At 70.8% G+C, this 23,239-nt stretch carries 23 protein-coding genes; 5 read left to right on the top strand and 18 right to left on the bottom strand.

Going from position 1 to position 23,239, the window contains the following annotated elements; genetic code table 11:
- Positions 1–75: 75 nt before the first annotated feature.
- The 6 genes from RNB18_RS07530 to RNB18_RS07505 form a co-directional block, all read right to left on the bottom strand.
- A complete protein-coding gene (locus RNB18_RS07530) occupies positions 76–2,511 on the bottom strand; it encodes a SpoIIE family protein phosphatase (protein WP_311713346.1) in 2,436 nt (811 codons plus the stop codon).
- Between the two features lie 270 nt (positions 2,512–2,781).
- Positions 2,782–3,084, bottom strand: a complete 303-nt coding sequence (locus tag RNB18_RS07525; protein ID WP_069759392.1) for an SCO5918 family protein — start codon at positions 3,082–3,084, stop codon at positions 2,782–2,784.
- Between the two features lie 124 nt (positions 3,085–3,208).
- Positions 3,209–4,642 (bottom strand): DEAD/DEAH box helicase, encoded by a 1,434-nt coding sequence (locus tag RNB18_RS07520; protein ID WP_311713344.1) that lies wholly within the window; start codon positions 4,640–4,642, stop codon positions 3,209–3,211.
- 184 nt (positions 4,643–4,826) lie between these two features.
- On the bottom strand, positions 4,827–5,030 hold the full coding sequence (locus RNB18_RS07515) for a cold-shock protein (protein ID WP_007383480.1): 204 nt from the start codon (positions 5,028–5,030) through the stop codon (positions 4,827–4,829).
- Between the two features lie 249 nt (positions 5,031–5,279).
- Positions 5,280–5,600 carry a MerR family transcriptional regulator gene (locus tag RNB18_RS07510; protein WP_311713343.1) on the bottom strand — a complete coding sequence of 107 codons (321 nt, stop codon included), beginning with the start codon at positions 5,598–5,600 and terminating at the stop codon, positions 5,280–5,282.
- 622 nt (positions 5,601–6,222) lie between these two features.
- Positions 6,223–6,819: an NADPH-dependent FMN reductase gene (locus tag RNB18_RS07505; RefSeq protein WP_311713342.1), complete on the bottom strand. Its 597-nt coding sequence runs from the start codon at positions 6,817–6,819 to the stop codon at positions 6,223–6,225.
- A gap of 112 nt (positions 6,820–6,931) precedes the next feature.
- On the opposite strand from RNB18_RS07505, the gene RNB18_RS07500 reads away from it, so the two are divergent.
- Positions 6,932–7,768, top strand: coding sequence for a helix-turn-helix domain-containing protein (locus RNB18_RS07500; RefSeq protein WP_311713341.1), 837 nt, complete (start codon positions 6,932–6,934; stop codon positions 7,766–7,768).
- Between the two features lie 305 nt (positions 7,769–8,073).
- Positions 8,074–9,396, top strand: coding sequence for a phosphatase PAP2 family protein (locus tag RNB18_RS07495; protein WP_311713340.1), 1,323 nt, complete (start codon positions 8,074–8,076; stop codon positions 9,394–9,396).
- 19 nt (positions 9,397–9,415) lie between these two features.
- Here the strand turns inward: RNB18_RS07495 and RNB18_RS07490 are convergent, their stop codons facing one another.
- On the bottom strand, positions 9,416–10,732 hold the full coding sequence (locus RNB18_RS07490) for a helix-turn-helix domain-containing protein (RefSeq protein ID WP_311713339.1): 1,317 nt from the start codon (positions 10,730–10,732) through the stop codon (positions 9,416–9,418).
- A gap of 188 nt (positions 10,733–10,920) precedes the next feature.
- Between RNB18_RS07490 and RNB18_RS07485 the strand changes: the two genes are divergently transcribed.
- The gene (locus tag RNB18_RS07485; RefSeq protein WP_311713338.1) at positions 10,921–11,673 is read left to right on the top strand and encodes a DUF4232 domain-containing protein; all 753 of its coding nucleotides are present in this window, start codon (positions 10,921–10,923) and stop codon (positions 11,671–11,673) included.
- A gap of 38 nt (positions 11,674–11,711) precedes the next feature.
- Here the strand turns inward: RNB18_RS07485 and RNB18_RS07480 are convergent, their stop codons facing one another.
- From RNB18_RS07480 to RNB18_RS07470, 3 genes are all read right to left on the bottom strand, one after another.
- On the bottom strand, positions 11,712–12,062 hold the full coding sequence (locus tag RNB18_RS07480) for a MerR family transcriptional regulator (RefSeq protein ID WP_311713337.1): 351 nt from the start codon (positions 12,060–12,062) through the stop codon (positions 11,712–11,714).
- A gap of 486 nt (positions 12,063–12,548) precedes the next feature.
- The gene (locus RNB18_RS07475) at positions 12,549–14,012 is read right to left on the bottom strand and encodes a DEAD/DEAH box helicase (protein ID WP_311713336.1); all 1,464 of its coding nucleotides are present in this window, start codon (positions 14,010–14,012) and stop codon (positions 12,549–12,551) included.
- 175 nt (positions 14,013–14,187) lie between these two features.
- Positions 14,188–14,391, bottom strand: a complete 204-nt coding sequence (locus tag RNB18_RS07470; RefSeq protein ID WP_030210008.1) for a cold-shock protein — start codon at positions 14,389–14,391, stop codon at positions 14,188–14,190.
- 462 nt (positions 14,392–14,853) lie between these two features.
- Here RNB18_RS07470 and RNB18_RS07465 point away from each other — a divergent pair, with 462 nt between their 5' ends.
- Entirely contained in the window at positions 14,854–15,912 is a 1,059-nt protein-coding gene (locus RNB18_RS07465) for a right-handed parallel beta-helix repeat-containing protein (RefSeq protein WP_311713335.1), read from the top strand.
- A 42-nt stretch (positions 15,913–15,954) separates the two neighbouring features.
- Positions 15,955–16,983 carry a methyltransferase gene (locus tag RNB18_RS07460; protein ID WP_311713334.1) on the top strand — a complete coding sequence of 343 codons (1,029 nt, stop codon included), beginning with the start codon at positions 15,955–15,957 and terminating at the stop codon, positions 16,981–16,983.
- A 57-nt stretch (positions 16,984–17,040) separates the two neighbouring features.
- Here RNB18_RS07460 and RNB18_RS07455 read toward each other — a convergent pair whose 3' ends face one another.
- The 8 genes from RNB18_RS07455 to RNB18_RS07420 all read right to left on the bottom strand — a co-directional run bounded on the left by RNB18_RS07455 (position 17,041) and on the right by RNB18_RS07420 (position 23,217).
- On the bottom strand, positions 17,041–17,373 hold the full coding sequence (locus tag RNB18_RS07455) for a TcmI family type II polyketide cyclase (protein WP_311713679.1): 333 nt from the start codon (positions 17,371–17,373) through the stop codon (positions 17,041–17,043).
- Between the two features lie 20 nt (positions 17,374–17,393).
- The gene (locus RNB18_RS07450; protein ID WP_059208344.1) at positions 17,394–17,873 is read right to left on the bottom strand and encodes an SRPBCC family protein; all 480 of its coding nucleotides are present in this window, start codon (positions 17,871–17,873) and stop codon (positions 17,394–17,396) included.
- 1 nt (position 17,874) lies between these two features.
- Positions 17,875–18,132 (bottom strand): acyl carrier protein, encoded by a 258-nt coding sequence (locus tag RNB18_RS07445; protein WP_266516312.1) that lies wholly within the window; start codon positions 18,130–18,132, stop codon positions 17,875–17,877.
- Between the two features lie 41 nt (positions 18,133–18,173).
- Positions 18,174–19,424, bottom strand: coding sequence for a ketosynthase chain-length factor (locus RNB18_RS07440; protein ID WP_311713333.1), 1,251 nt, complete (start codon positions 19,422–19,424; stop codon positions 18,174–18,176).
- On the bottom strand, positions 19,421–20,689 hold the full coding sequence (locus RNB18_RS07435; protein ID WP_311713332.1) for a beta-ketoacyl-[acyl-carrier-protein] synthase family protein: 1,269 nt from the start codon (positions 20,687–20,689) through the stop codon (positions 19,421–19,423). The genes RNB18_RS07440 and RNB18_RS07435 overlap by 4 nt, the downstream gene beginning before the upstream one ends.
- Positions 20,686–21,147 carry a cupin domain-containing protein gene (locus tag RNB18_RS07430; RefSeq protein ID WP_311713331.1) on the bottom strand — a complete coding sequence of 154 codons (462 nt, stop codon included), beginning with the start codon at positions 21,145–21,147 and terminating at the stop codon, positions 20,686–20,688. Before RNB18_RS07430 ends, RNB18_RS07435 begins: the two co-directional genes overlap by 4 nt.
- 68 nt (positions 21,148–21,215) lie before the next feature.
- Positions 21,216–22,373, bottom strand: coding sequence for a SchA/CurD-like domain-containing protein (locus tag RNB18_RS07425; protein WP_311713330.1), 1,158 nt, complete (start codon positions 22,371–22,373; stop codon positions 21,216–21,218).
- A 151-nt stretch (positions 22,374–22,524) separates the two neighbouring features.
- Positions 22,525–23,217, bottom strand: a complete 693-nt coding sequence (locus RNB18_RS07420) for a class F sortase (protein WP_311713329.1) — start codon at positions 23,215–23,217, stop codon at positions 22,525–22,527.
- Between the last annotated feature and the right edge of the window lie 22 nt (positions 23,218–23,239).

Genomic DNA, 23,239 nt, shown 5'->3' with positions numbered 1-23,239 from the left:
GGGCGCATCGTCGCACAGGGGGGTGAACTCACCGTTCCGTTTGCCGTCCCTTGCACATCGGGCAACCCGGGCAACCTAATCGTCCGGTAACCCCAGCTCCGCCCAGATCGTCTTCCCCGTGGCCGTCTGCCGGCTCCCCCACCGCTCCGCCATCTGCGCGACCAGCAGCAGCCCCCGCCCACCTTCGTCGAAGACCCTCGCCCGCCGCAGATGCGGAGCCGTGCTGCTGCCGTCGGACACCTCGCAGATCAGCGCCGAGTCCCGGATCAGCCGTAGGACGACCGGGTCGTCGCCGTAGCGGACGGCGTTGGTGACCAGCTCGCTGACGATCAGTTCCGTCGCGAAGGCCGCATCGCCCAGCCCCCACGCCGTCACCTGCTCGCTCGCCGACTTCCGTGCCCGCGCCACCGCCGCCGGGTCGCGCGGGAGCTGCCAGGTGCGGACCTTCGCGGTGTCCAGGGCCGACGTGCGGGCCAGCATCAGGACGATGTCGTCGGCGGGGCGGGCCGGCAGGACCGTCCGCAGGACCCGGTCGCAGGTCTCCTCCAGGGGGCCCGCCTTGTCGGCGAGCGCTCCGCGCAGCAGGTTCAGGCCGACCTCGATGTCACGGTCGGCCGCCTCGACCAGGCCGTCGGTGTAGAGGGCGAGGAGGCTGCCCTCCGCCAGTTCCACCTCGACGGACTCGAAGGGCAGACCGCCCAGGCCGAGCGGGGGGCCGGTCGGGAGGTTCAGGAAGCGGACCTCGCCGTCGGGGGTGACCACGGCCGGTGGCGGGTGACCGGCGCGGGCCATCGTGCAGCGGCGGGATACCGGGTCGTAGACCGCGTACAGGCAGGTGGCCCCCACCTCGCCCGGCGTCGGGGCCTCCGCCCGCCCGCCGGTCTGCGGCCCTTCCTCCCGGTCGAGCCTGACGACCAGGTCGTCGAGCTGGGTGAGGAGTTCGTCGGGGGCGAGGTCCACATCCGCGAGTGTCCGTACGGCCGTCCGCAGGCGGCCCATCGTGGCCGAGGCGTGGATGCCGTGGCCCACCACGTCGCCCACGACCAGGGCGACCCGGGCGCCGGACAGCGGGATGACGTCGAACCAGTCCCCGCCGACGTCCGCGCCGGAACCCGCAGGGAGATAGCGGTACGCCACCTGCATGGCCGCCAGGTCCGGCGGGCGGTCGGGGAGGAGGCTGCGCTGGAGGGTGAGCGCGGTGCGGCGTTCGTGGGTGTAGCGGCGGGCGTTGTCCACGCTCACCGCCGCCCTCGCGACGATCTCCTCCGCGAGCAGCAGGTCGTCCTCGCTGAAGGACTCCGCCGTACGGTGCCGCAGGAAGTGCACCAGGCCGAGGGTGACCCCGCGGGCGCGCAGCGGCACCATCATCACCGAGTGGATCATGTGCCTGGTCACGGCCTCGGCACGGCCCCGGGAGGAGTCGATCCACCTCTGCATCCCGGGGTCCCCGACCGCCGTCAGGGTGCCGCGGCCGGCGACCAGGGCCCGTATCGGGGGTGTGTCCACCGGGTAGAACGTCGTCGCGCCGGTCGGGACCACCGACTCGGGGCAGCCGTCGAGGACCGATCGCTGGGCCGTACGGCGCAGGGTGACCGGCTGGTTCGGCGGGACCGGTTCCGGCTCCTCGCCGAGCGCCACCGACTCCAGCAGGTCCACGGTGACGAAGTCCGCGAAGCCCGTCACCGCCACCTCGGCCAGCTCGTCTGCGGTCCGGGTCACGTCCAGGGTGCTGCCGATGCGGAGGCTGGCGTCGTTGAGGATGACGAGGCGACGGCGGGCCCAGTACTGCTCCGTGGTGTCGAAGACGGCCGCGGACACGCCCCGCACCGCCCCGCTCTCGTCCTTCAGCGGCGAGAGGAACATCGACCAGGCGTGGTTGCGGACCTCGCCGGGCGACTGTCCGAAGTTCTCGTGGAAGACCGGCTCACCGGTGCGCAGCACCTGCCGCTGGAGGCGGTCGTACTCGTCGAAGGGCGGGTTCGGCTCTATCTCCCACAGGGTGAGTCCGCGCATCTCGGCCACGCTGCGGCCCATCACCTGGGTCATGACCTCGTTGGCCGACACCAGCCGGGCCTCACGGTCGTAGACCGCCACCGGCACGGGCAGCTGCGCGAGCGTGAGGTCCCACAGGGCCTCCGCGTCCGGTTCGACGGGCCCGGCCACCCGCTCCGGGGCGGCGGGGGTCACCAGCCACGGCCGCCCGCCGTCGCCGTCCGCGAGCGGTGTCGCCATCAGCCGCACGACGACACGGCCGCCGTCCCGGTGTCGCAGCGCGACCTCGGTGGCCCAGCGCCGGCCCACGGTCACATGGCGCCGCGCGGACTCGGGCAGGTCGGCCGCGAGCAGTCCGGCCGCAGGACGTCCTACGACCTCCTCGGCCTCGTATCCGAGCAGCTGCCGCGCCCCGGCACTCCACACCGTGACCGTTCCGCCCGCGTCGACGACGACCGCGAGGTCCTCGGGTACGCGTCCGTCCACGGTGCCTCCGGGTGTGCTGCCCCTGCTGTCCATCCCTCCAGCGTCCCGCCGCACAGCCCCCCGCTCAAGCGAGGACAGCAGGCACGCGAGGACAGGAGGCACACGGCGGCTCTGCCGTGCGGAGCCGCAGTCTTGCACGGGGTGGCGGGGCGGGGAAACGGAACGGAGTGATCTCGGCACTCGGAGTGCGCAGGTCCAGGCCTGCCGGAGGGCGAGCCCCGTTGATCGCGCGGGTGTGTGAGGGGCCGGGTCGAACTCCTGCTCCGGCAGGCTCCGCGGCGTCGGCCGTGGTGAACCGGCGGGTCAGCCCAGCGGGGTGTCGGCCCAGGGGAGGGACGCCGACGGGTCGTTGAAGGCCTCCGGGCGGGGCGGCTGGACCTCGTGGCAGGTGAAGCCGAGCCGGGTCAGGGCCCTGCTCACCTCGTTGGCGGTGAAGTCGCGGCGGTCCTGACGGGTGATCACCTGGCCGACCTGCTTGACCGGGTAGACGTGGCGGCCGACGGTCACACACGTGCCGGTGGCGGGTTCGGGCTGGACGCCCTCCATCGACCTCTCGACCTCGCTCATGGTCAGGTCGAAGGGAAAACGTGCGATGACGATGCGCATGGTGCCTCCACGGGGAGCGGTCGGGACGTGACGGTGAGAACGGCCAGGGTGCGGCCCTGTTCGTCTCCTTCTCGACGGGGACGCCGGTGGCCCGGCCACCGGACCCCGTCCGTGGGTCGTACGGCTAGCGGCTGGTGGGGGTGGAGCGGCGGCGGCCACGCGCGGGCCGGCCGCTACGGCTCCGCCCCGCGGCCCCGGAGCGCTTGGGCTGCTCGGCGGCGGCCGGGACCGGGAGGGTGACGGGCACGCCGGAGGGAGTGCGGGCGCCGGTGATGCGGTTCAGCTCGGCCTCGCCGGGGCGGACGCGGGTGGTCTGCGCGGAGACGCCGGCGTCGGACATCAGACGGTCCACCGCACGCCGCTGGTGCGGCAGGACCAGGGTGACGACGGTGCCGGACTCGCCGGCGCGTGCCGTACGGCCGCCGCGGTGCAGGTAGTCCTTGTGGTCGCCGGGCGGGTCGAAGTTGACGACGAGGTCGACGTCGTCGACGTGGATCCCGCGGGCCGCGACGTTGGTGGCCACCAGGACCGTCACCTGGCCGTCCTTGAACTGGCCCAGGGTCCGGGTGCGCTGCGGCTGGGACTTGCCGCCGTGCAGCGCCGAGGCCCGCACACCCACCGACAGCAGGTGCTTGGCCAGCCGCTCCGCCGCGTGCTTGGTGTCCAGGAACATGATCACGCGGCCGTCGCGGGCGGCGATCTCGGTGGCGGTGGCGTGCTTGTCGTCGTCGCGGACGTGCAGGAGATGGTGCTCCATGGTGGTGACGGTGCCCGAGGAGGGGTCGACCGAGTGGACCACCGGGTCGTGCAGATAGCGGCGCACCAGCAGGTCGATGTTGCGGTCGAGCGTGGCCGAGAACAGCATCCGCTGGCCGTCGGGACGGACCTGGTCGAGCAGGTAGGTGACCTGAGGCATGAAGCCCATGTCGGTCATCTGGTCCGCCTCGTCCAGGACGGTCATCGTCACCTGGCTCAGGCTGCAGTCGCCGCGCTCGATGAGGTCCTTGAGCCGGCCGGGGGTCGCCACCAGAACCTCGGCGCCGGCCCGAAGTGCGGACGCCTGACGGCCGATCGACATGCCGCCGACGACGGTCGCCGCGCGCAGGCGCAGCGCCCGCGCGTAAGGCGTGAGCGCGTCGGTGACCTGCTGGGCCAGTTCGCGGGTCGGTACGAGGACCAGGGCGAGCGGATGCCGGGGCTCGGCACGCCGGCCGTCCAGGCGGGCCAGCAGGGGCAGACCGAAGGCGAGCGTCTTGCCCGAGCCGGTGCGGCCACGGCCCAGGACGTCACGGCCGGCCAGGGAGTTCGGCAGGGTCGCCGCCTGGATCGGGAAGGGTGTGGTCACGCCCTCGGCGCGGAGCGCGGCCTGCAGACGCTCGGGCAGGTCGAGATCGGCGAACGCCTCCACCGCGGGCAGCGCCTCGGTGACGGTGGTGGGGAGGGTGAACTCACCGCCGGGTGCGGCGGCCGGGCGCGAGCGCTGGTGGCTCGCTCCACGCGAGGAGCGGAAACGGGACGTGTTGTTCCCGGTGTTCCCGGTGCGACGGGTGCGGTTCATGGGAGGGGAACCTTCCTCGATGCGTGCGGCACGTGTCGAGGAATTCCTCCGGGGCGCGGCGAAACCGCACAAGAATTCGCAAGAAAGAGCCGGGGAGAAACGAAGAATTCAGATTCTTCGGGACAATGGGACAGGGCCCGCACCCCAAGAGTGCGGGCCCCAGCCGTGAAGATACGCGTCAGCGTCAGGCGGGAACGATGTTCTCGGCCTGCGGGCCCTTCTGGCCCTGCGTGACGTCGAAGGTAACCTTCTGGCCTTCCTGAAGCTCGCGGAAGCCGGAGGTGGCGATGTTCGAGTAGTGCGCGAACACGTCGGCGCCGCCGCCGTCCTGCTCGATGAAGCCGAAGCCCTTTTCCGCGTTGAACCACTTCACGGTGCCAGATGCCATATTGAATCTCCCTAGGGGGCAGTGCCGGGACCCGCACTGTACGGACCCCGAGTCGCCGCGATGGACTCCCCTCCGGAAGACCGGAAAGACGCCGGGGAACTTCAGAGAAATTCTCCGGAAACCAAAACTGCAACTTTTATCACGGTAACACACGGTAGGTGGGCGGATCTACGTCGGTCCGAATTCTGGTGGCGATCAGGCTGAAAACTTGACTGCGCCCCGCCCATGATTCTATTGCGGCCGCGACAGTTATTCGTTCGGTCGCCGACGCATCTCCTCGTTCAGACGGAGGGCCTCGGCGAGCCGCTCCTCCAGGGTGATGATGCGGCAGGCCGCCTCGACGGGGGTGCCCTGGTCGACGAGTTCACGGGCCCGGGCGGCGATACGCAACTGGCCCTTGGAGTACCGGCGGTGACCGCCCTCCGAGCGCAGCGGCGTGATCAGCTCCGCCTCGCCGACGGCCCGGAGGAAGGCGGGGGTGATGCCGAGGAGGTCGGCGGCCCGCCCCATCGTGTAGGCGGGGTAGTCGTCGTCATCGAGATGGCCGGCGGGAGAGGTCTCGGCGGGCATGGCACCTTCGTTTCGGGGGCGCGTCCAGGGGTCCCGGCGGGCTCGGCACCGATGCGGTCCCCAGGTGGTCACAACCCTAACGGCGGCGTGCACGCATATGTGACGCCGCCGTGGCAGACTTTTGCGGCCTGCTGAAGATTCCGGGAAGCGGCCCCGACACGTGGGGTGATCCGCAACGCATCTTCCGCGGCGTGCTCGCGGGTGTCTCCCTGTGTCCACCTTGTCCTCCGTGTCCCCGTGCCCGCCGGGAGTCACGCACCGGGAGGGATGCGGTGGTGAACCGAAGCGGGCGGGTCCGGGGCGTGCAGCGACAAGCGGGGGCGTGGGTCCCGACCCGGGTCCGGACCCACGCCCCCGTAACTGGTCGGGCCGGTACGGGGATGACACGCCGCCGAACCGGCCCTGCACGCATCCCGGGACGACCGCCGCCCATCGGCCTCCGGCCGGTAGGCGAACCGGGCCGTCGAGTGGGGCGTATGCCCTACCCGGCCTGCTCGAGCCGGGTAGTGAGCGGTCTCGCGTGCCGAGCGCGGGGGGCCTGCCCGGGCCGCCTACCCTCGGGGCCTGCCGCTGGTCGGCGAGCCGGGGCCGTCGAGCGGGACGTACGCCCCGGTCGGCCTGCTTACGCCGGGTAGGGAGCGGTCTGGCGTGCTGTGTGCAGAGCGGCTGCCCACCAGGACAGTTGCTCCAGCAGGGTTTTGGCGTATCCGGCGGCCTCGGGGTCGAGGGGGCGGCCGTCCTGCCAGGCGGTGAAGTAGTTGGGGAAGGCGAGACCGTCGCGGACGGTGACCGCGTGCAGTTCGGTCAGGACGTTCTCCAGGTGCAGTACGGCGTGCCGCCCGCCCGCCGCGCCGCCGTAGCTGACGAAGGCTACGGGCTTGGCCGTCCACTGGGTGAAGTGCCAGTCGATCGCGGCCTTCAGGGACGCGGGGTAACTGTGGTTGTACTCCGGCGTGACCACGATGAACGCGTCGGCGGCCTCCAGGGCCGACGTCAGCGACTCCATCCCGGCAGGCCGCGGGTAGTCGTCCCCGGCGTACTTCGGCGACACCGCGGGCAGTGACAACGGAACGTCGATCTCGGCCAGATCGACGACCTCCACCTCGAAACCACCGTGCGCCGCGGCCTGTTCGGCCACCCATGAGGCCACGACCGGCCCGAACCGTCCCTCCCGGACGCTTCCGACGATGACCACCAGCTTGTGCTTCTCGTTTTCCATGCCCACCACGATCGGATCCCGCCGAGGCCGCAGCCAGACCGGGTTCAGGCTGGCCCCCGCAGGGCCACCCTGAGCTCTCGGCGGGCGGCGGGGGCGGTCCTATGCTCGGGACATGGGGACACCTCTGGGGGATTTCATCCGTGCCAAGCGGGACAACACCCAGCCGGCGGATCTGGGCCTGCCCGACCGCGGCCGCCGCCGGTCACCGGGGCTGCGGCGACTGGACCTCGCCGCCCGGGCCGGCATCAGCGTCGAATACCTGACGCGGATCGAGCAGGGCCGCGACCGCAACCCCTCGATCGCGGTGGTCAACGCTCTGGCCGACGCGCTCAGCCTCGGCCCCGCCGAGCGCAACCACCTGCGCTATCTCACGAAGATCAGCGGTGGTGAGTGCGTCGCTCACACCCGGCCCGCCCCTCCGTCGCGCCAGGTACGGTCCTCCGTCCTGCGGACGCTGCGCCTCCTGGAGCCGGGCATCGCCCTGGTGACCAACCGGATGGGCGACGTCCTCGCCCACACCAGTGCGTTCGAGGCGGTGACCCGCGGGATCGGACTGCTCGACTCCGACACCCCGAACCTCACCCGGTACGTCTTCACCGACCCCCGCGCCCGGTCGGTCTTCCCCGACTGGGACGACGTCGCGGACGAGCGGGCCTTCGACCTGTGGCTCGGCCCGTCCCTCGACACCTACGAATGGTTCACCGCGGAGCTCGCACCCGTCGCCGGCCCCGAGCTCACCCGGCGCCTGAACCGGCACGTCGTTCCGCAGCGCGGGGATCTCCGGCTCCACCATCCCTCCGGACGCGAGCTCCGGCTGGTCCGCGAGACGCTCGAACTCTCCGCAGACGCACAGCAGTTGGTCGTCCTCCTGCCCGCGGACGAGGCGACTGCCCAGACCGTCGACGCCCTCCGCCGCCCGGCCCACGGCGGACTCAGGGCCATCTCCTGACGCGAACGCCACCCGCCGGAGGCCGGGCACCTGATCCGGCGCCCCGCGTACTGCAGCCGGTCCGTGGATCCCGCGTGAGCAAGACGACCGATCGAACCGCCGCCACCCGGTGTTCGATTGTTGGCGTCATGCCATACCCTGCATCTTCGGTGAGCCGGGCTCCTCAGGGGGGACACAGGAACCCGGACCGCGATCCTTCCCTCTTCCTCAGTCGGGCGGGCGGTTTTCTGACGAGCATCTAGTGAAATTGGCCGAAATTGATACAAATGCCACCGCAGATCGATTCGCGGGCGAGACTCTGGGCCGTGGCGGCTGTCGTGGCCCTCGGCTTCTTCATCGCGCTGGAGCTCGCCGCGCGTCACTACGGTCTGCCGGGACCGCTCACCACACAGGCGCGAGAGCTGATAGGCCCGCCCAAGTCAGGCCCGATGCTGTACGCCGGCCTGGCACTGATGATGGTGGTGCTCACCTGGCGGCAACGGTTCATCGTGACGGGTGCCGCGGTCGGCATCGACCTCGCCTTCGCGGTGGTCCGATGGGTCTTCGACGTGAAGGTGACCCACGGCCACCCCTTCGGCAACGGCGCGCTCTGGGTGCTCCTGGGCTGCGCGGTCTTCGCCGTCACCCGCCGCACCGGCCGGGAACGCGTCCTGCTGCTGAAGGGCGTCGGGCTGGGCCTGCTGCTGGTGGCCGGCCGCAAGACCGGTGACACCTGGCTCCTCATCACCGCGAAGAGCCGGCCGGAGGTGCTGGACCCGTATCTGGCGAACGCCGACCACGCCCTCGGCAACCCGTCGTGGATCATGGGCCGGATCGTCACGGCCACCGGAGCGATCGGCTTCAACTTCCTCGACACCATCTACGGCCAGCTCGCGGTGGCCGCGGTGGTCGTCGCGCTGTACCAACTGCGCAACGTGGCGGCGGAGCGCCGCTTCCCGCGCCACCACCTGGTGCGCACCTTCCTGCTGATCGGCCTGCTCGGACCGGCCATCTACATGATCTTCCCGGTGGTCGGCCCGGTCTTCGCCTACGGCACCGGCACCGACCACTGGGCGTCGATCGCCCTGTGGTCGCCGCAGATACCCAGCGACGGGCACTGGGCGGTGGCGAACCTGTGGCCGCAGACACCGCCGCCGATATCCGCCCCGCACTCCATACCGTTCGACGAGGTCACCCCCCGCAACTGCATGCCCAGCCTGCACACGGCGTGGGCCACCGCGATCTTCATCCATTCCCGCACGGGCCCCCGCCTGCTGCGCTACGGGGGCACCTTCTGGCTGATCGCCACCCTCAGCGCCACGCTGGGCTTCGGCTACCACTACGGCGTGGACCTCGTCGCCGGCGTGGTGTTCACCCTCACCATCGAGGCGGGACTGCGCTCGTTCGACCGCGACTGGGACCGGTCAGGGCTCCGGCTGACCGCCTACGGCGCGACGGTCTTCGTCGCGCTCCTCGTGTCGTATCGCTTCCTGCCGGTGCGCATGGCCGAGTACCCGTGGCTGGCCGGACCGCTTCTCCTGCTGGCGATGGCCTCGGTGATCTACGGCTATGTCCGCACCGTCGCCCGGTGGGAACCGGCGACCGCCCCGGCGCGACAGCCGCAGCAGCCGCAGCCCGAACTGCTCTGAACCGCCGAGTGCGCCCGGATCAGCCGCCCACCCGCTCGATCCACTCGCTGCTGCCCAGCGGATAGTCGTAGCCCGGGCGGCCCACGTCGGCGCTGGTGCGGAACGGCCTGCCGGCGTTGTCGATGTGGACGGTGCCGCTGCGGTCGCCGCTCGACCAGTCCAGGCCGAGGTCCCAGCGGACGTCGTGCGCCTTGGTGCGGGCGGTGACGTAGAAGACCTCCGGGTCGGACTCGCTGACCTTGTAGGGGAAGTCGCGCTGGCCGTTCTTGACGGTGACGGTGGGACTGCCGTTGTCCAGGTCAACGTCGAACGACTTGGTGCCGACACCGCCGCCGCAGCCGACGCCCATCGAGTAGTCGTTCCAGGCGAGCGGCGCGCCCTTGGCGAGGACGCGGATGTGCAGGGAGTTCAGGACGACGGTGTCCTCGCCGGTGCCCTGGACGGTGAGCGCGACCCGCTGCTCGCCGGAGGCGACCGCCCCGTAGGCGGCGGACCAGCGCGGCGCGTTCTCCTCGGTCGCCGGCGGGCCGACCTGCGCGGGGTCGCTGTCGACGAGGAAGTGCTGGCTGCACGGGTCCTCGTAGACGTAGGGGCGGACGGCGACGGCGAGGGGGACGGCGGTGGCGGGCCGGTTCGCGCCCTGTTTGCCGTCGCCCTTCGAGGTGCCGGACCCGGCGTTGCCTGAACCGGCCGTCCCGGTGGGGGAGGCGGAGGCCGACGCGGACGGCTTGTGTCCGCTTCGGCTCGGGGACGGGGTGGCGGAGGGCCTCGCGGGCTCGCCGACGTCCAGGGTGCGGGTGAACGTCGGCGCCGTGGTGTCCCCGGCGCGTACGGTCGTCGGACGCAGGGCATACGCGACGGCACCCAGCGCGGCGACCACCGCGACGGAGGCGATCAGCGCGGTACGGCGACGACGGAGCCACGAGGGACGGCGAGGCGGCACGGCCAAGCCCGCCGTATCGATGACGACCGGCTCACCGTCCTCGCCCCCGGCCTCGCCCTGTCCGGGGTCCGCCGTACCGTCCGAACCGGCTTCCTGAGCAGGCCCCCGCGCCGCGCCCTGATCCGCCTTGCGCCCACGTGCCGCGTCCGCCAGGATCCAGCGCCGGTGCAGCTCCACCAACTCCTGCGGTGTGGCCCGGCAGACCCTCGCGAGGCGCTCCACCGGGGCGTACTCGACGGGCACCGCGGTGCCGTTGCAGTAGCGGTGCAGCGTCGACGTGCTCATGTGCAGACGCTTGGCGAGCGTCCCGTAACTCAGACCCGACCGGTCCTTGAGTTCCCGCAGCAACTGCGCGAACTCCTCGGTCCGTTCGGTCCCCGTTTCCTCCGACACCCGTTCCCCTCAACCCCCAGCGTCCCATTCACGCATTCCAGGGTCGCTGAATCCCCCCTGGTCAGAGCCCATTTCGGCGTTCCAGCGTCCCCAACTGCCCGCTGAACGTGGCGGTCGGGACGGATCACCTCACAAGCTTCGGTCATCCAATCACCACCGCCACCCGAACACCGAAGGGGCACCACACCATGTCCAGCCTCCGCACCTCCCGCACCCGTCTCGTCGCCGCCGCGGCCACCGCCGTCCTCGCCACGCTCTCGCTGAGCGCGTGCAGCGACGGGACGGGCACCCAGGACGAGGGCAGCGGGTCGAGCACGAGCTCTTCGTCCGCGGCCCCTTCTCCGACCACGGCCTCCAACTCCCCGGCCCCCTCGGGCTCCTCGGCCGGCAAGGCCCCGTCGGCGGCCACGGGCTCCTCCGGTGCCGGGTCTGCGGGAGGCGCCGGATCCGCGGGCGGTGCCACGACGACCACCGCGCGCACCTCCGCCCCGAAGGCGCCCGCCGCCTCCGGCAAGCCGGTCACCTGCGAGGGCTCCACCACGAAGACGGTCGCGGCTCCGCTGACCCGTCCCGTGAACCACATGCTGCTCTCGGTGACCAACACCGGCAGCAAGAGCTGCTACCTGTACGGCTACCCGGCCGTCCGCTTCGGTGACGCCCAGGCCGTGCCCCCGGTCATCGAGGACTCGCAGCCGCAGGCGGTCGTCACGCTCAATCCCGGCGAGTCCGGCTATGCCTCAGTGAACCTGTCCGCCACCGACGGCAGCGGCGCGAACGGCTACACCGCGAAGTCCCTGGCCGTCTACTTCCAGGGCCGCTCCGGCAACGGGAGTGTCGGCGCGGGCGCCCACCCGTCACTGCCCGCGAAGGGCGTGTACGTCGACGACTCGCTCAAGGTCACCTACTGGCAGCAGTCGATGGACGACGCCGTGAGCTGGTGACACCGGGACACGTACACCGGTGTCGGGGAGGGAGAGGGTCAGCTCGAACCGGGCCCGGAACTCTCGGCCGCCGTGTTCGCGGCGCGGCGGTACTCGGCGTTGATGCGCTGAGCTTCCTCGAGCTGGTCCTCGAGGATGACGATGCGGCACGCGGCCTCGATCGGGGTTCCCCTGTCGACCAGCTCGCGGGCGCGGGCGGCGATCCGCAGCTGGTAGCGGGAGTACCGGCGGTGTCCGCCCTCCGAGCGCAGCGGAGTGATCAGACGGGCCTCGCCGATGGCTCGGAGGAAGCCCGGGGTGGTGCCGAGCATCTCGGCGGCCCGGCCCATGGTGTACGCCGGGTAGTCGTCGTCTTCCAGGCGGTCGCCCAGGGGAATATCTGCTGCCATGTCACCTCGTTGTACAACGCGTCGAGGGGCCCTGATGCCGTACGGCACCAGGGCCCCGAAGGGAATTCAACACCATCTGTCGGCCCTCATGCTGCGCCGACCTTCGGTTTCCGCTACCCGGCCCGGTGACGGGAGGGGTGCGGGGATCGCGGCTGCGTGACCGGGGACCACCATCCAATCCGGGGTCTTGCGGTACCCGGACCGATAGCTCTCGGCCGGGCGATCCTGATGGCGTCTGCTCCTCCGTTCTTGCTCCGAACCCCGCCAGTTCGTGTCTGGCGGGTCTCGCTTGACCTTGTCTACGAGAAAAACAGTAACCGTGCCGGCGGCCAATGTCTACTCTGGCAAGAGGAGATTTTGGCGTTCGAGTGACGCAGACATCCTGAGGCAGTCGGCATGTGAGCTGGACTGCGTGGCGATACGACAGTGGGGCCCTGCCGACGCGCGTCGGCAGGGCCCCACTGGGAGGTAAAGAGGGATGGCGTCCTAGGCTGCGGAGCCGAAGCCGGTCCGTCGCGGTCCGCCGCGGCGTGCCGCTTCGCCCGCGGGGCGGCCCTGGCCGGCCTGGCCCCGGCGGCCCCGACGACCCCGGGAAGAGGACGCGGAGGACGCGGTGCGGGGGCGTTCCGGCTGCGGCGCGGTGATGACGACCGGGACACCGGAAGGGGCCTGGGCCCCGGTGATGCGGCTCAGCTCCGCTTCGCCCGAACGCACCTGGGCGATCTGGGGCGTGATGCCCGCCGAAGCCATCAGCCGGCTCATATCGCGGCGCTGGTTCGGGGTGACGAGGGTGACGACACTGCCGGACTCGCCGGCGCGGGCCGTACGGCCGCCACGGTGCAGGTAGTCCTTGTGGTCCGTGGGCGGATCCACATTGACGACCAGGTCGAGGTTGTCGACGTGGATGCCGCGCGCCGCGACATTGGTCGCCACCAGCACGTTGACGTGCCCGGACTTGAACTGCGTCAGCGTGCGGGTGCGCTGCGGCTGCGACTTGCCGCCGTGCAGGGCCGCGGCGCGGACGCCGCTGCTGAGCAGGTGCTTGGTCAACCGGTCCACCGCATGCTTGGTGTCGAGGAACATGATCACGCGGCCGTCCCGTGCCGCGATCTCGGTGGTCGTCCGGTGCTTGTCCGCGTCGTGCACATGCAGGACGTGGTGCTCCATCGTGGTGACCGCGCCGGCCGAGGGGTCGACGGAGTGGACGACGGGGTCGTGCAGGTAGCTGCGCACCAGCCGGTCGACGTTGCGGTCCAGGGTGGCCGAGAAGAGCATGCGCTGCCCTCCGGGACGCACCTGGTCGAGCAGCGCGGTGACCTGCGGCATGAAGCCCATGTCGGCCATCTGGTCGGCCTCGTCGAGAACCGTGATGTCCACCGCGTCCAGACGGCAGTCGCCCCGGTCGATGAGGTCCTTGAGGCGTCCGGGCGTCGCGACGACCATCTCGGCCCCGGCGCGCAGCGCGCCGGCCTGCCTGCCGATGGACATTCCGCCGACGACGGTGGCCAGCCGCAGGCTCAAGGAGCGGGCGTAGGGCGTGAGCGCGTCGGTGACCTGCTGGGCGAGCTCGCGGGTGGGGACGAGGACGAGGGCGAGCGGCTGCCGCGGCTCGGCACGGCGTCCCGCCGTACGGGCCAGCGCGGCGAGGCCGAAGGCGAGGGTCTTGCCCGAGCCGGTGCGGCCGCGGCCGAGGACGTCACGGCCGGCCAGGGAGTTCGGCAGGGTCGCCGCCTGGATCGGGAACGGAACGGTCACGCCTTCCTGGGCCAGCGTGGCCAACAGCCGTGCGGGCATGTCGAGATCGGCGAACGCCTCGACAGCGGGCAGAGCGGGTGTGATCGTCCTGGGCGGCGCGAACTCGCCCGACACGCTCTGTCGATTGCCTTGGGGCTTGGAACGGCGCGGACCGGCGGAGCGGCCACGGGTGGGATTAGTACGTGTGCGATTCATGCGAAACCTTCCTTGATACGGCGCGTATCAAGGAATTCCCGCAGCTGATGAGCAGCGCAGAGAATCGCGAGAACGAGCCGAAGGCGATGTGTGATGCGCCCTGAAATGCCGCGAGCTGGGGCCCGCACCGCAAGGTGCGGGCCCCAGCTGCGAAGTATGCGCGGCGGTGCCGGTGTCAGGCGGGAACGATGTTCTCGGCCGTCGGGCCCTTCTGGCCCTGCGCGATGTCGAAGGACACCTTCTGACCTTCCTGCAGCTCGCGGAAGCCCTGGGCGGCGATGTTCGAGTAGTGGGCGAAGACGTCGGGGCCGCCGCCGTCCTGCTCGATGAAGCCGAAGCCCTTTTCCGAGTTGAACCACTTCACGGTGCCAGTAGCCATGTTATTTCTCCTTCGGAGGCGGTTTCGGAAATTCACCCTGTGTGAATCTCCGTGTCGCCGTGCTGATTAACCCGTCGGAAAAAACCTTCTGGCAACCACACCTGCAACTGAGATCGACAGTAGCACGGGGGGCTCGGACCTGTGGGTTCGTCAATTCTGCATCCGATCCCGGTCCTGGGAATACTCGCCGGGCCCCGGGTCTATTTCTCACACCACGGGCACAGATATTGCTCTGCGTGCACGAGCGTTCCTGCCGTGCGTCGGTGTCCACAGCCCCGTGACCTCCGACAACGGGAGATGTCCCGGCGTCACCGGCGTCAGCGGCCGGTGCGCCCGGCACGATGAAAGTCACATCTTGGCGGAGACCTGGAAGCTGTGGCGCACGCCGGGTCACCTCGGTGACACGCCGTCGGATGGCCCATCCAGCATGTTCGCGACCTTTCAGGACATAACGTGCCGAATATGATGAGATTTCATATCTCCCGCCTGGCATGCGCCGCGGCGATCATCGGGGCCGTGTTCGGGGCCGCCCCGCCCGTCGCCGCCGACCAGATGACCCACGTGGTCTTTCCCGGACAGTCGATCCAGCGCGCGGTGGACGCCGCCGAGCCGGGAGACACCGTTCTCCTGGCCCCCGGCACCTATCGCGAGAGCGTCACGGTGAACACCCCCGGGATCACCCTGACCGGCCTGGGCCGCAGCACCGTCATCGAGCCGGACACGAAGCAGGCCGGCAAATGTGCCGAGGCCGGCAACGGCATCTGCGTGATCGGGACGAAGGCCCACGACGTCGAGGGCGTCACCATCGCCTCCCTCACCGTGACCGGCTTCACCGGGAGCGGCGTGTTCGCCATGGGGACCGACGGGCTGACCGTGCGGAACGTGACCGCGGTGAAGAACGGCGTGTGGGGAATCGCCCAGGAGCGTTCGACCCACGGGGTGTTCCGGAAGAACACCGCCCGGGACAACGGTGACGCCGGTCTGTTCCTCGCGAACACGATCAAGGAGGAGGCGGGCGCCGCGGACACCCTGGGGACCGTGGTCGAACACAACCGCCTGGAGGGCAACCGGATCGGCATCACCGTCCGGCGCCTGAGGAACCTCACCGTCGCGGACAACCACCTCACCGGCAACTGCGCGGGCGTCTTCGTCGTGGGCGACGAGAACAAGCCGAGGGCCGGCGCGCTGACCGTGAGCGACAACACCATCGCGAGAAACAACAAGTCCTGCCCGAAGACGGCACGGCTGGACGCGCTGCAGGGCTCGGGCATTGTGCTGACCGGTGCCGAGGACACCCTGGTGACGGGCAACCGCATCACCGGCAACGTCGGTGCCTCCCCGCTGTCGGGCGGCATCGTCCTGTTCAAGAGCTTCGTGGGCACCACCAGCGAGCGGAACCGGATCACCGGCAACGTGCTCGAGGGCAACGCCCCGGCGGACCTCGTCAACACGGACACGAGCAAGAGCAACACCTTCGAAGGCAACACCTGCGGGGCGTCCAGGCCCGCGGGACTGTGCTGACCGGCCGTGGCCACTCATGAACTCGAAGAAGGAAGAGGGCACATGACAACCGCACAGACCGCCCCACCGCCGTCCATGCGGCTCAGGGAGCTCGTGTTCGGGGCGGCATGTGCGGCCGCCGTCCGCGCGGCCGCCCGGCTGGGGGTCGCCGACGCCCTCGACGACAGCCCCCTGGCCGTGGAGGACCTCGCAGCCGCGGTGAAGACCGAGCCGAAGACCCTGCGACGGCTGTTGCGTGCCCTGTCCTGCTACGGCCTCTTCGCCGAGCAGCCGGACGGGACGTTCGCGCACACCGACATGTCCCGGCTGCTGCGCGAGGACGATCCGAACAGCCTGCGCGCCATCGCCCTGTGGTGCACCGAGCCGTGGACCTGGGACGCGTGGCCGATGCTGGACGAGGCGGTGCGCACCGGCCGTAACGTCGTGGAGGACCTGTACGGCAAGGAGTTCTTCCAGTACCTCAACGAGGACGCCCCGGAATCGGCCGACGTCTTCAACCGCGCCATGACGACCTCCAGCGTGCAGTCCGCGCGGGACGTGGCGCAGTTCCTCGACCTGTCGGGGAGCACGTCGGTCGCCGACATCGGGGGTGGCCAGGGGCATGTGGTGGCGAGCCTGCTGGAGAAGTACCCGGCGCTCCACGGCACCCTGCTCGACCTGCCGCGCGTGGTCGACAACGTCGACCCACGGTTGCGCGCGGGAGGGGCGCTCGCGGACCGGACGCGCCTGGTGCCCGGCGACTGCCGCGAGGCCGTCCCGGTCCGGGCCGACGTGTACATCATCAAGAACATCCTGGAGTGGGACGACGACAGCACGACCCGCGTCCTGCGCAACGTCATCGCGGCGGGCGGGCCGGGAGCGCGGGTCGTGGTCATCGAGAACCTCGTCGACGACTCGCCGTCGATGCGGTTCAGCACCGCCATGGACCTGCTGCTGCTCCTGAACGTCGGAGGGGCCAAGCACACCACCGAGAGCCTGACCGGCAGGCTGACGGAGGCGGGCCTGGTCATCGACGACGTCCGCCCGGTCAACCCCTATCTGCACGCGTTCGACTGCACGATCCCCGCCTGACCGACGCTCGCCGGGCACGCGAACAGTGCGTGCCCGGCGAGCGGCGTCCGGGGCGGTTCAGGAGGCGGCGTCCCGCTCCCAGCGGTAGAAGCACCGCGCCATCGCGTCCTTCGGTGAACGCCAGGTCGCCGGGTCGTACGCGGTGACGTACGCCGACAGCCGTTCGCTGATGTCCCGGAACTCGGGGTGTCCGGCCGCCTTCGCGATGGCCGGCCCGGGGTCCCGTTCGGACTCGATGAGGTGCAGGTACACGTCGTCGAACTGGAAGAGACTGCGCCGGGCGACCCCGACGAGGTGCGGCAGTTCTCCCCGGTCCGACTCCTCGAACACCTTGGCGATGTCCAGGGCCGACTCCGGAGCCATCCGGGCGACGATCAGGGACTGATGCATCGTCATGTCCTCCGTCCCGCTCAGTCGGACATCATCGACACGGGCCGGCGCTCTCCGGCGGCCTGCTCGATGCGGTCCCGGATCAGCGCCATCTGGACCTTGGAGTTCCGGTTGATGTTGTCCGTCATCCAGGCGTCGTCGACCGGTGCGTCCGGCCTCATCGCGAAGTCCTGCGTCCACACCATCCGGGTGCCCTCCGGCACCTTCTCGTACTGCCACACGATGTTCATGTAGGCGAACGGCCCGGTCTCGACACGGCGAGCCCGCACGGTGAGCGTGTCGCGGTCCGGCTCCCGCTCCGAGACCCAGCTCCACACCTTGCCGTCCTGGTCGGGGTGCATGGTCAGCCGGAAGGTGGTCCGGTTCCCCTCCCGGGAGATGATCTCGGCGGAGGCGTACTCGCTGAACAGCTGCGGCCAGCTCTCGACGTCGTTGGTCATGTCCCAGACCAGGTCCAACGGGGCCGCGATGACGACGTCGTTCTGCGTGTGTCCGGGCATCTCAGGCTCCCGCCAGAAGCGCGCTGTTGACGAGTTCGAGGAACTGCCGGGGGCTTTTGCTCTTCTCCGCGTCGGGAGGCATCGGTGTGCCGTAACGGTTCTCCAGCTCGCCCACGATGCCGAGCAGACCGAGCGAGTCGAGGCCGAAGGCGTCGAAGCCGGACTCCTGCCGCTGCTGGAGCTCCTCCGGGGCGACGGTGATCCCGGCGGCCTTCTTCATGAGCTCGGCCAGCTCTTCCACGGTGATTCGGTCACTCATGCGGTTCCTCTCCTTGCTTGGTGATGGTGTGCGACGCCTCGCTACGAGGCGTCGGCGGCACCGCGCCGTAGCACCAGCGCCGCGTTCGACCCCATGAGTCCTCGGCTGAGGACCAGCGCCGTGCGCATCTCGGTGGCTCGTGCGCGGGCGGTGACGAGGTCGAGGTCGTGGCAGATGTCGAAGACGTTGGGGGTGGGTGGGATCACTCCGTGCTCCATCGCGAGCACCGCGGCGGCGACGTCCAGCAGGGGCGCCGCGCCGCAGGCCCGGCCGACGGCGGTCTTCGGCGCCGTGACGGGGACGCGGGCGCCGTGCGGGCCCAGCGCGTCCGCGATCGCCAGCGCCTCGGCACGGTCGGCCTCCGGGACACCGAGGGCGTCGGCGAAGACCACGTCGATCTCCTCCGGTGCGCACCCGGCCTCGTCCAGGGCGCCCCGGATCGCCTGGGCCAGTCCCTCCCGGGACTGCTCCCAGCGGGAGGCGCCGGTGAACGTCGCCGCGTGTCCCGCCAAGGTGGCCCGCACCGGCACGCCCCGTTCGCGGGCCGAGGTCTCGGCCTCCACGACGACCATGGCACCGCCCTCGGCGGGCACGAATCCGCAGGCCGCGGTGGTGAACGGGCGGTAGGCGCGGTCCGGTTCGGCGACCGTGCTCAGCTCCTCGTAGCCGAGCTGGCAGACCATCGAGTAGGGGGCCAGCGGCGCCTCGGTCGCGCCGGCCACCATCACGTCGGTGCCGCGCCGCACGGCCCGCGCCGCGTGCGCCAGGGCGTCCAGACCGCCGGCCTCGTCGGAGGCGACCACCCCGCAGGGGCCCTTGAGGCCGCGCCGGATGGAGATCTGGCCGGTGCTCGCGGCGTAGAACCAGGCGATGGACTGGTACGGCCCGACGAAGCGGCTTCCCTTGCCCCACAGTTGCTGCAGCTCGCGCTGCCCGAACTCGCCGCCGCCGGATCCGGCGGCGGTGACCACGCCCACGGAGAACGGCGCGGCGTCCGTGTCGGACCGGCTGAGCCCGGCGTCCTCCAGTGCCTGGTCGGCCGCGGCCATCGCGAAGTGCGTGAACCGGTCGGTCTGGACGAGGTAGCGCTCCTCGATCGCCGCAGGCGGGTCGAAGTCCCGGATCTGGCCGGCCACCCGCAGCGGCAGGTGCTCGCACCCCTCACGGGTGATCCGGTCCAGGACGACGACACCCTCGCTGGTGGCCTTCCAGAAGGCCTGGGTGCTGTTTCCGTTGGGCGCGACCACGCCGATTCCGGTGACGGCCGCGCGCCGGGGATGCGGTGCGTTCATTCGGTCCTCTCCCTCGGCAGGGTCATGATCACCGCGGACTGGAAGCCGCCGAACCCACTGCCCACGGAGAGCACGCTGCGCAGTCTGCGCTCGCGAGCGACACGCGGGACGTAGTCCAGGTCGCACTCGGGGTCCGGGGTCTCGTAGTTCGCGGTGGGCGGGACGACCTGGCGGGCCAGGGCCAGCGCGCAGGCGACGACCTCGATCGCCCCGATCGCGCCGAGGGAATGGCCCACCATGGATTTGATGGAGCTCATGGGCGTGTCATAGGCGTGCGCGCCCAGAGCCCGTTTGACCGCGGCCGTCTCGTGCCGGTCGTTCTGCTGGGTGCCCGACCCGTGCGCGTTGACGTAGTCGATCGCCGTGGCGTCGAGCCGGGCCTGGCCGAGGGCGTCCTCGATGGCCCGGGCCATTTCCAGGCCCTCACGGGTCAGACCGGTCATGTGGTAGGCGTTGCCGAAGGTGGCGTACCCGCCTATCTCGCAGTACACGTGCGCGTCGCGGGCCCGTGCGTGTTCCAGTTCCTCCAGGACGAGCACCGCGCCGCCCTCGCCCATGACGAACCCGTTGCGGCGGGCGTCGAAGGGCCGTGAGGCGTGGGCGGGGTCGTCGTTGCTCGGGGAGGTGGCCTTGATCGCGTCGAAGCAGGCCATGGTGATCGGGGAGATCGGCGAGTCCGAGGCGCCGGCGATGCACACGTCGGCCCTGCCCTCCTCGATCGTGTGGAAGGCGTACCCGACCGCGTCGAGCCCCGAGGTGCAGCCCGTGGAGACGGTCTGCACCGGCCCGCGTGCCTCGAACCGCTCCGCCACCGCCGAGGCGAGGGTGCTGGGCGTGAACGCCCGGTGCAGGTGCGGTTCGGCCTTGCGGTGGTCCACGTCCCAGTGCTGCCCGCGGTCGCTGACCAGGACGTAGTCGTGTTCCAGCCGGGTGGTTCCGCCGACCGCGGTGCCCAGGGAGACCCCGACCCGCCACGGGTTCTCCCCGGCGAGGTCGAGACCGGAGTCCCGTATCGCCTCATCCCCGGCGACCAGGGCGAACTGGAGGTAGCGGTCGCTCCGTGCGATCTGCTCCGCATCCAGCCCGTGGGCCGCCGGGTCGAAGTCGCACTCGGCGGCGATCTGCGAACGCAGCCCGGACGGGTCGAAGAACGTGATGCCGCGGGTCGCCGTGCGACCGCTGGTCAGCAGATCCCAGAACGCCGGGACACCGATGCCGCCCGGGGCGACGATTCCTATGCCGGTGACCGCCACGCGCCTCCTCATGAGCGCATCCGGGTTCGTTCGGCGGGCCCGCCCGCACCCGCGTGGGCCGCCTCCGCCGGGATCGGCCTGCCGTCGGCGTCCTCGGTGTCGACGTGCCCGAGCGGCGGGCTCGGGGCCAACGGGCCGAGGTGGAAGACCATGCGGGCCTCCACCTTGCCGACGTTGCGGAAGCGGTGCCGCATGTGGGACGGGATCAGGAGCCCCTGCTCGGGTTGGAGCGGGTGGGGCTCGCCGTCCAGGTCCACTTCGAGCTGTCCGCAGACGACGTAGATGAACTCCTCGGAGTACGGGTGGTAGTGCTCGGCGATGCGGTCGCCGGGCTGCACGATGGCCACGCCCATGAAACCGCTGGTGGAGCCGACCGTGGTGGGGGTGAGCATGGCGCGCAGATCGCCTCCGCGCCGGGTGTTGGGCTCGACCTCGCTGAGATCCACCACTCCGGGATGACGTTTGATCACGACGTTCCTCCGAACATGTGCTGCTTCGACATGAGGGCGTGGCCGGTCACGGCCCGGTGGCCGGCGAATCAGGCGCCGGGTGCTTGGCGGTCGGTGACGAGGTCCATGCGGGAGACCGCGAGGAGGTCAGCGGGGGTGCTGTCCTTCAGCGCCCGAGCGTCCAGTCCGAGGGCTTCGCCGTCGAGCAGTGCCGTCAGCTCGGCCGCCCGGCCGTGGTCCGTGAGACCGAGCACGGGACCGGGGTCGCTGTCGAGGGCGCCGCGCACGTCGACCAGCCGCATCACGACGTCGTCGCGCTGGAAGATCGTGCTGCGCAGTACCGGTCCCCGCGGGTCGTCCGCCGCCGCCTCGTCCTGCCGGGCGAGCAGCTCCGCCAGCCGCATACCGAGCCCCTCACGGGCCGGGTAGTACAGCGCGTGCCGCACGGCCTCCGGGCTCTCCTGACCGGTGGTCACATGGTGTACGGCGGGCAGCGCCGCGCGGGTGAAGAAGAGCCGGGCGGACTCGGGGTCGTCCAGGTCCCGGTCCTGCTCCAGATAGGGGTTGATGGCCTCCTCGACGGCCCGCACCTCGGGCTGCCGGGCGACGTGGCGCAGCGCGGCGAGCAGGTCGCCCCGCACCTCGATGGCCCGGACCACCCGGTTGCCGTGCATGAAGAGAGAGGTGCGGCACAGCCGGGTGGTGTCGTCGACCCGCGGCTCCGGTGAGGTGTAGCCGGCGAGGATCTTGGCGACGGTGTCCTCACTGCCCGGCTTGACCGTGAAGGTGAGCGCGTGACGGATCAGCCCGTCGCCGATCCTGGGGGACGCCTGGAGCCGGCGCTTGCCGGGCCCGGTCTGCACCGCCGGGCCGCCGGTCTCGCGGACGATGTGGAAGCGCAGCGACCTGGTGTCCCGGACGCAACTGTGCAGCGGCTCCACCATCCGCACGTGCTCCTCGCTGTTCACCCAGGTGAGGAACGGCGGGGCGCTCTCCCACTCACTGGTGATGAGCCACTGGGAGGGGTTCTCGATGGACTGGCACAGCTGGTCGCTGACATGTCCGGGAACGGAGGCGACCTGGCTGCACAGACTCTCGTACGCCTCGAGGAACTGCTGCTGGGCCCCGTCGTAGACGTCGACCAACAGGACGACACGGAGCCTGGAGCCGTCGAACACGGACTGGGAGACCCGCTGCGAGGCCTGTTGCGCAGGCGCTTTCGAAACACGGTCGGACGTGGTGGTCATCCTGGGTACATCTCCTTCGGGGCAGAGGCGGACGAACGTCGGTCGCGGGGGATGACGTCGGCGTTTCTCGATCGTCAGGCCGCCCCCGCAAGCGCGCGACTCGTATGCACCGTGGGGGTGACTGCCGGCCCGGCGGCCGGGCGGGGCGGGCTCAGAGGAGGTGGGCGAAGACCACGAGGTTGTCCGTGTAGTCCCTGGCCGTACGGTCGTAGTCACCCGCGCAGGTGATGAGCCGGACCTGGGCGGTGGCCGTGTCCTCGTAGACCCGCCGACTGGGGAAGTGGCCCTTGTCGAACGTCTCCACGCTGTCGACCCGGAAGGACGCTCTGCGCCCGTCGGCCCGGTCGACGTGGAAGACGTCGCCTTTCGCAAGTTCTCCGAGGTTCACGAAGACGGCCGCCGACGTCGCCGTGTCCACATGGCCGGCGATGATCGCCGTGCCCGTCTCCCCGGGCGAGGCGCCCTTGGCGTGCCAGCCGACGAGGTTGACGTCGTGGGCGGGAGGCGGCTCGAGACGGCCCGTGGAACCGATGGCGAGGTCCGTGAAGGGGGCGTCGACCGAGATCTTCGGAATGAGCAGCCGCACGGGTCTCGATCGCGGCAGATGCCTGCCGGCCGGCTGCCCGGCCGCCTGCCGGGGCGGCGGAGCCGATGTGGAGACGGGTGCGGCCCGCGGCGGCGCGGGGGCGTCGGACGACGACTCGTCGTGACCGCCGAACAGTCCCAGGGCCAGCACCAGGATCACCACGGCGCTCAGCATCATTGTGGTGTGGGATCCCTGCCCGGTCGGGGCGGGCTCCTCGTGGCCGGGGTTGTCTGCGGGGGTTGGGGGAGGGACTGCCATCGGACACCACCTCACCAGGGGA

This window comes from Streptomyces doebereineriae (assembly GCF_031845645.1).
GTDB lineage: Bacteria > Actinomycetota > Actinomycetes > Streptomycetales > Streptomycetaceae > Streptomyces > Streptomyces canus.
This window is presented reverse-complemented; position numbering and strand designations above follow the sequence as displayed.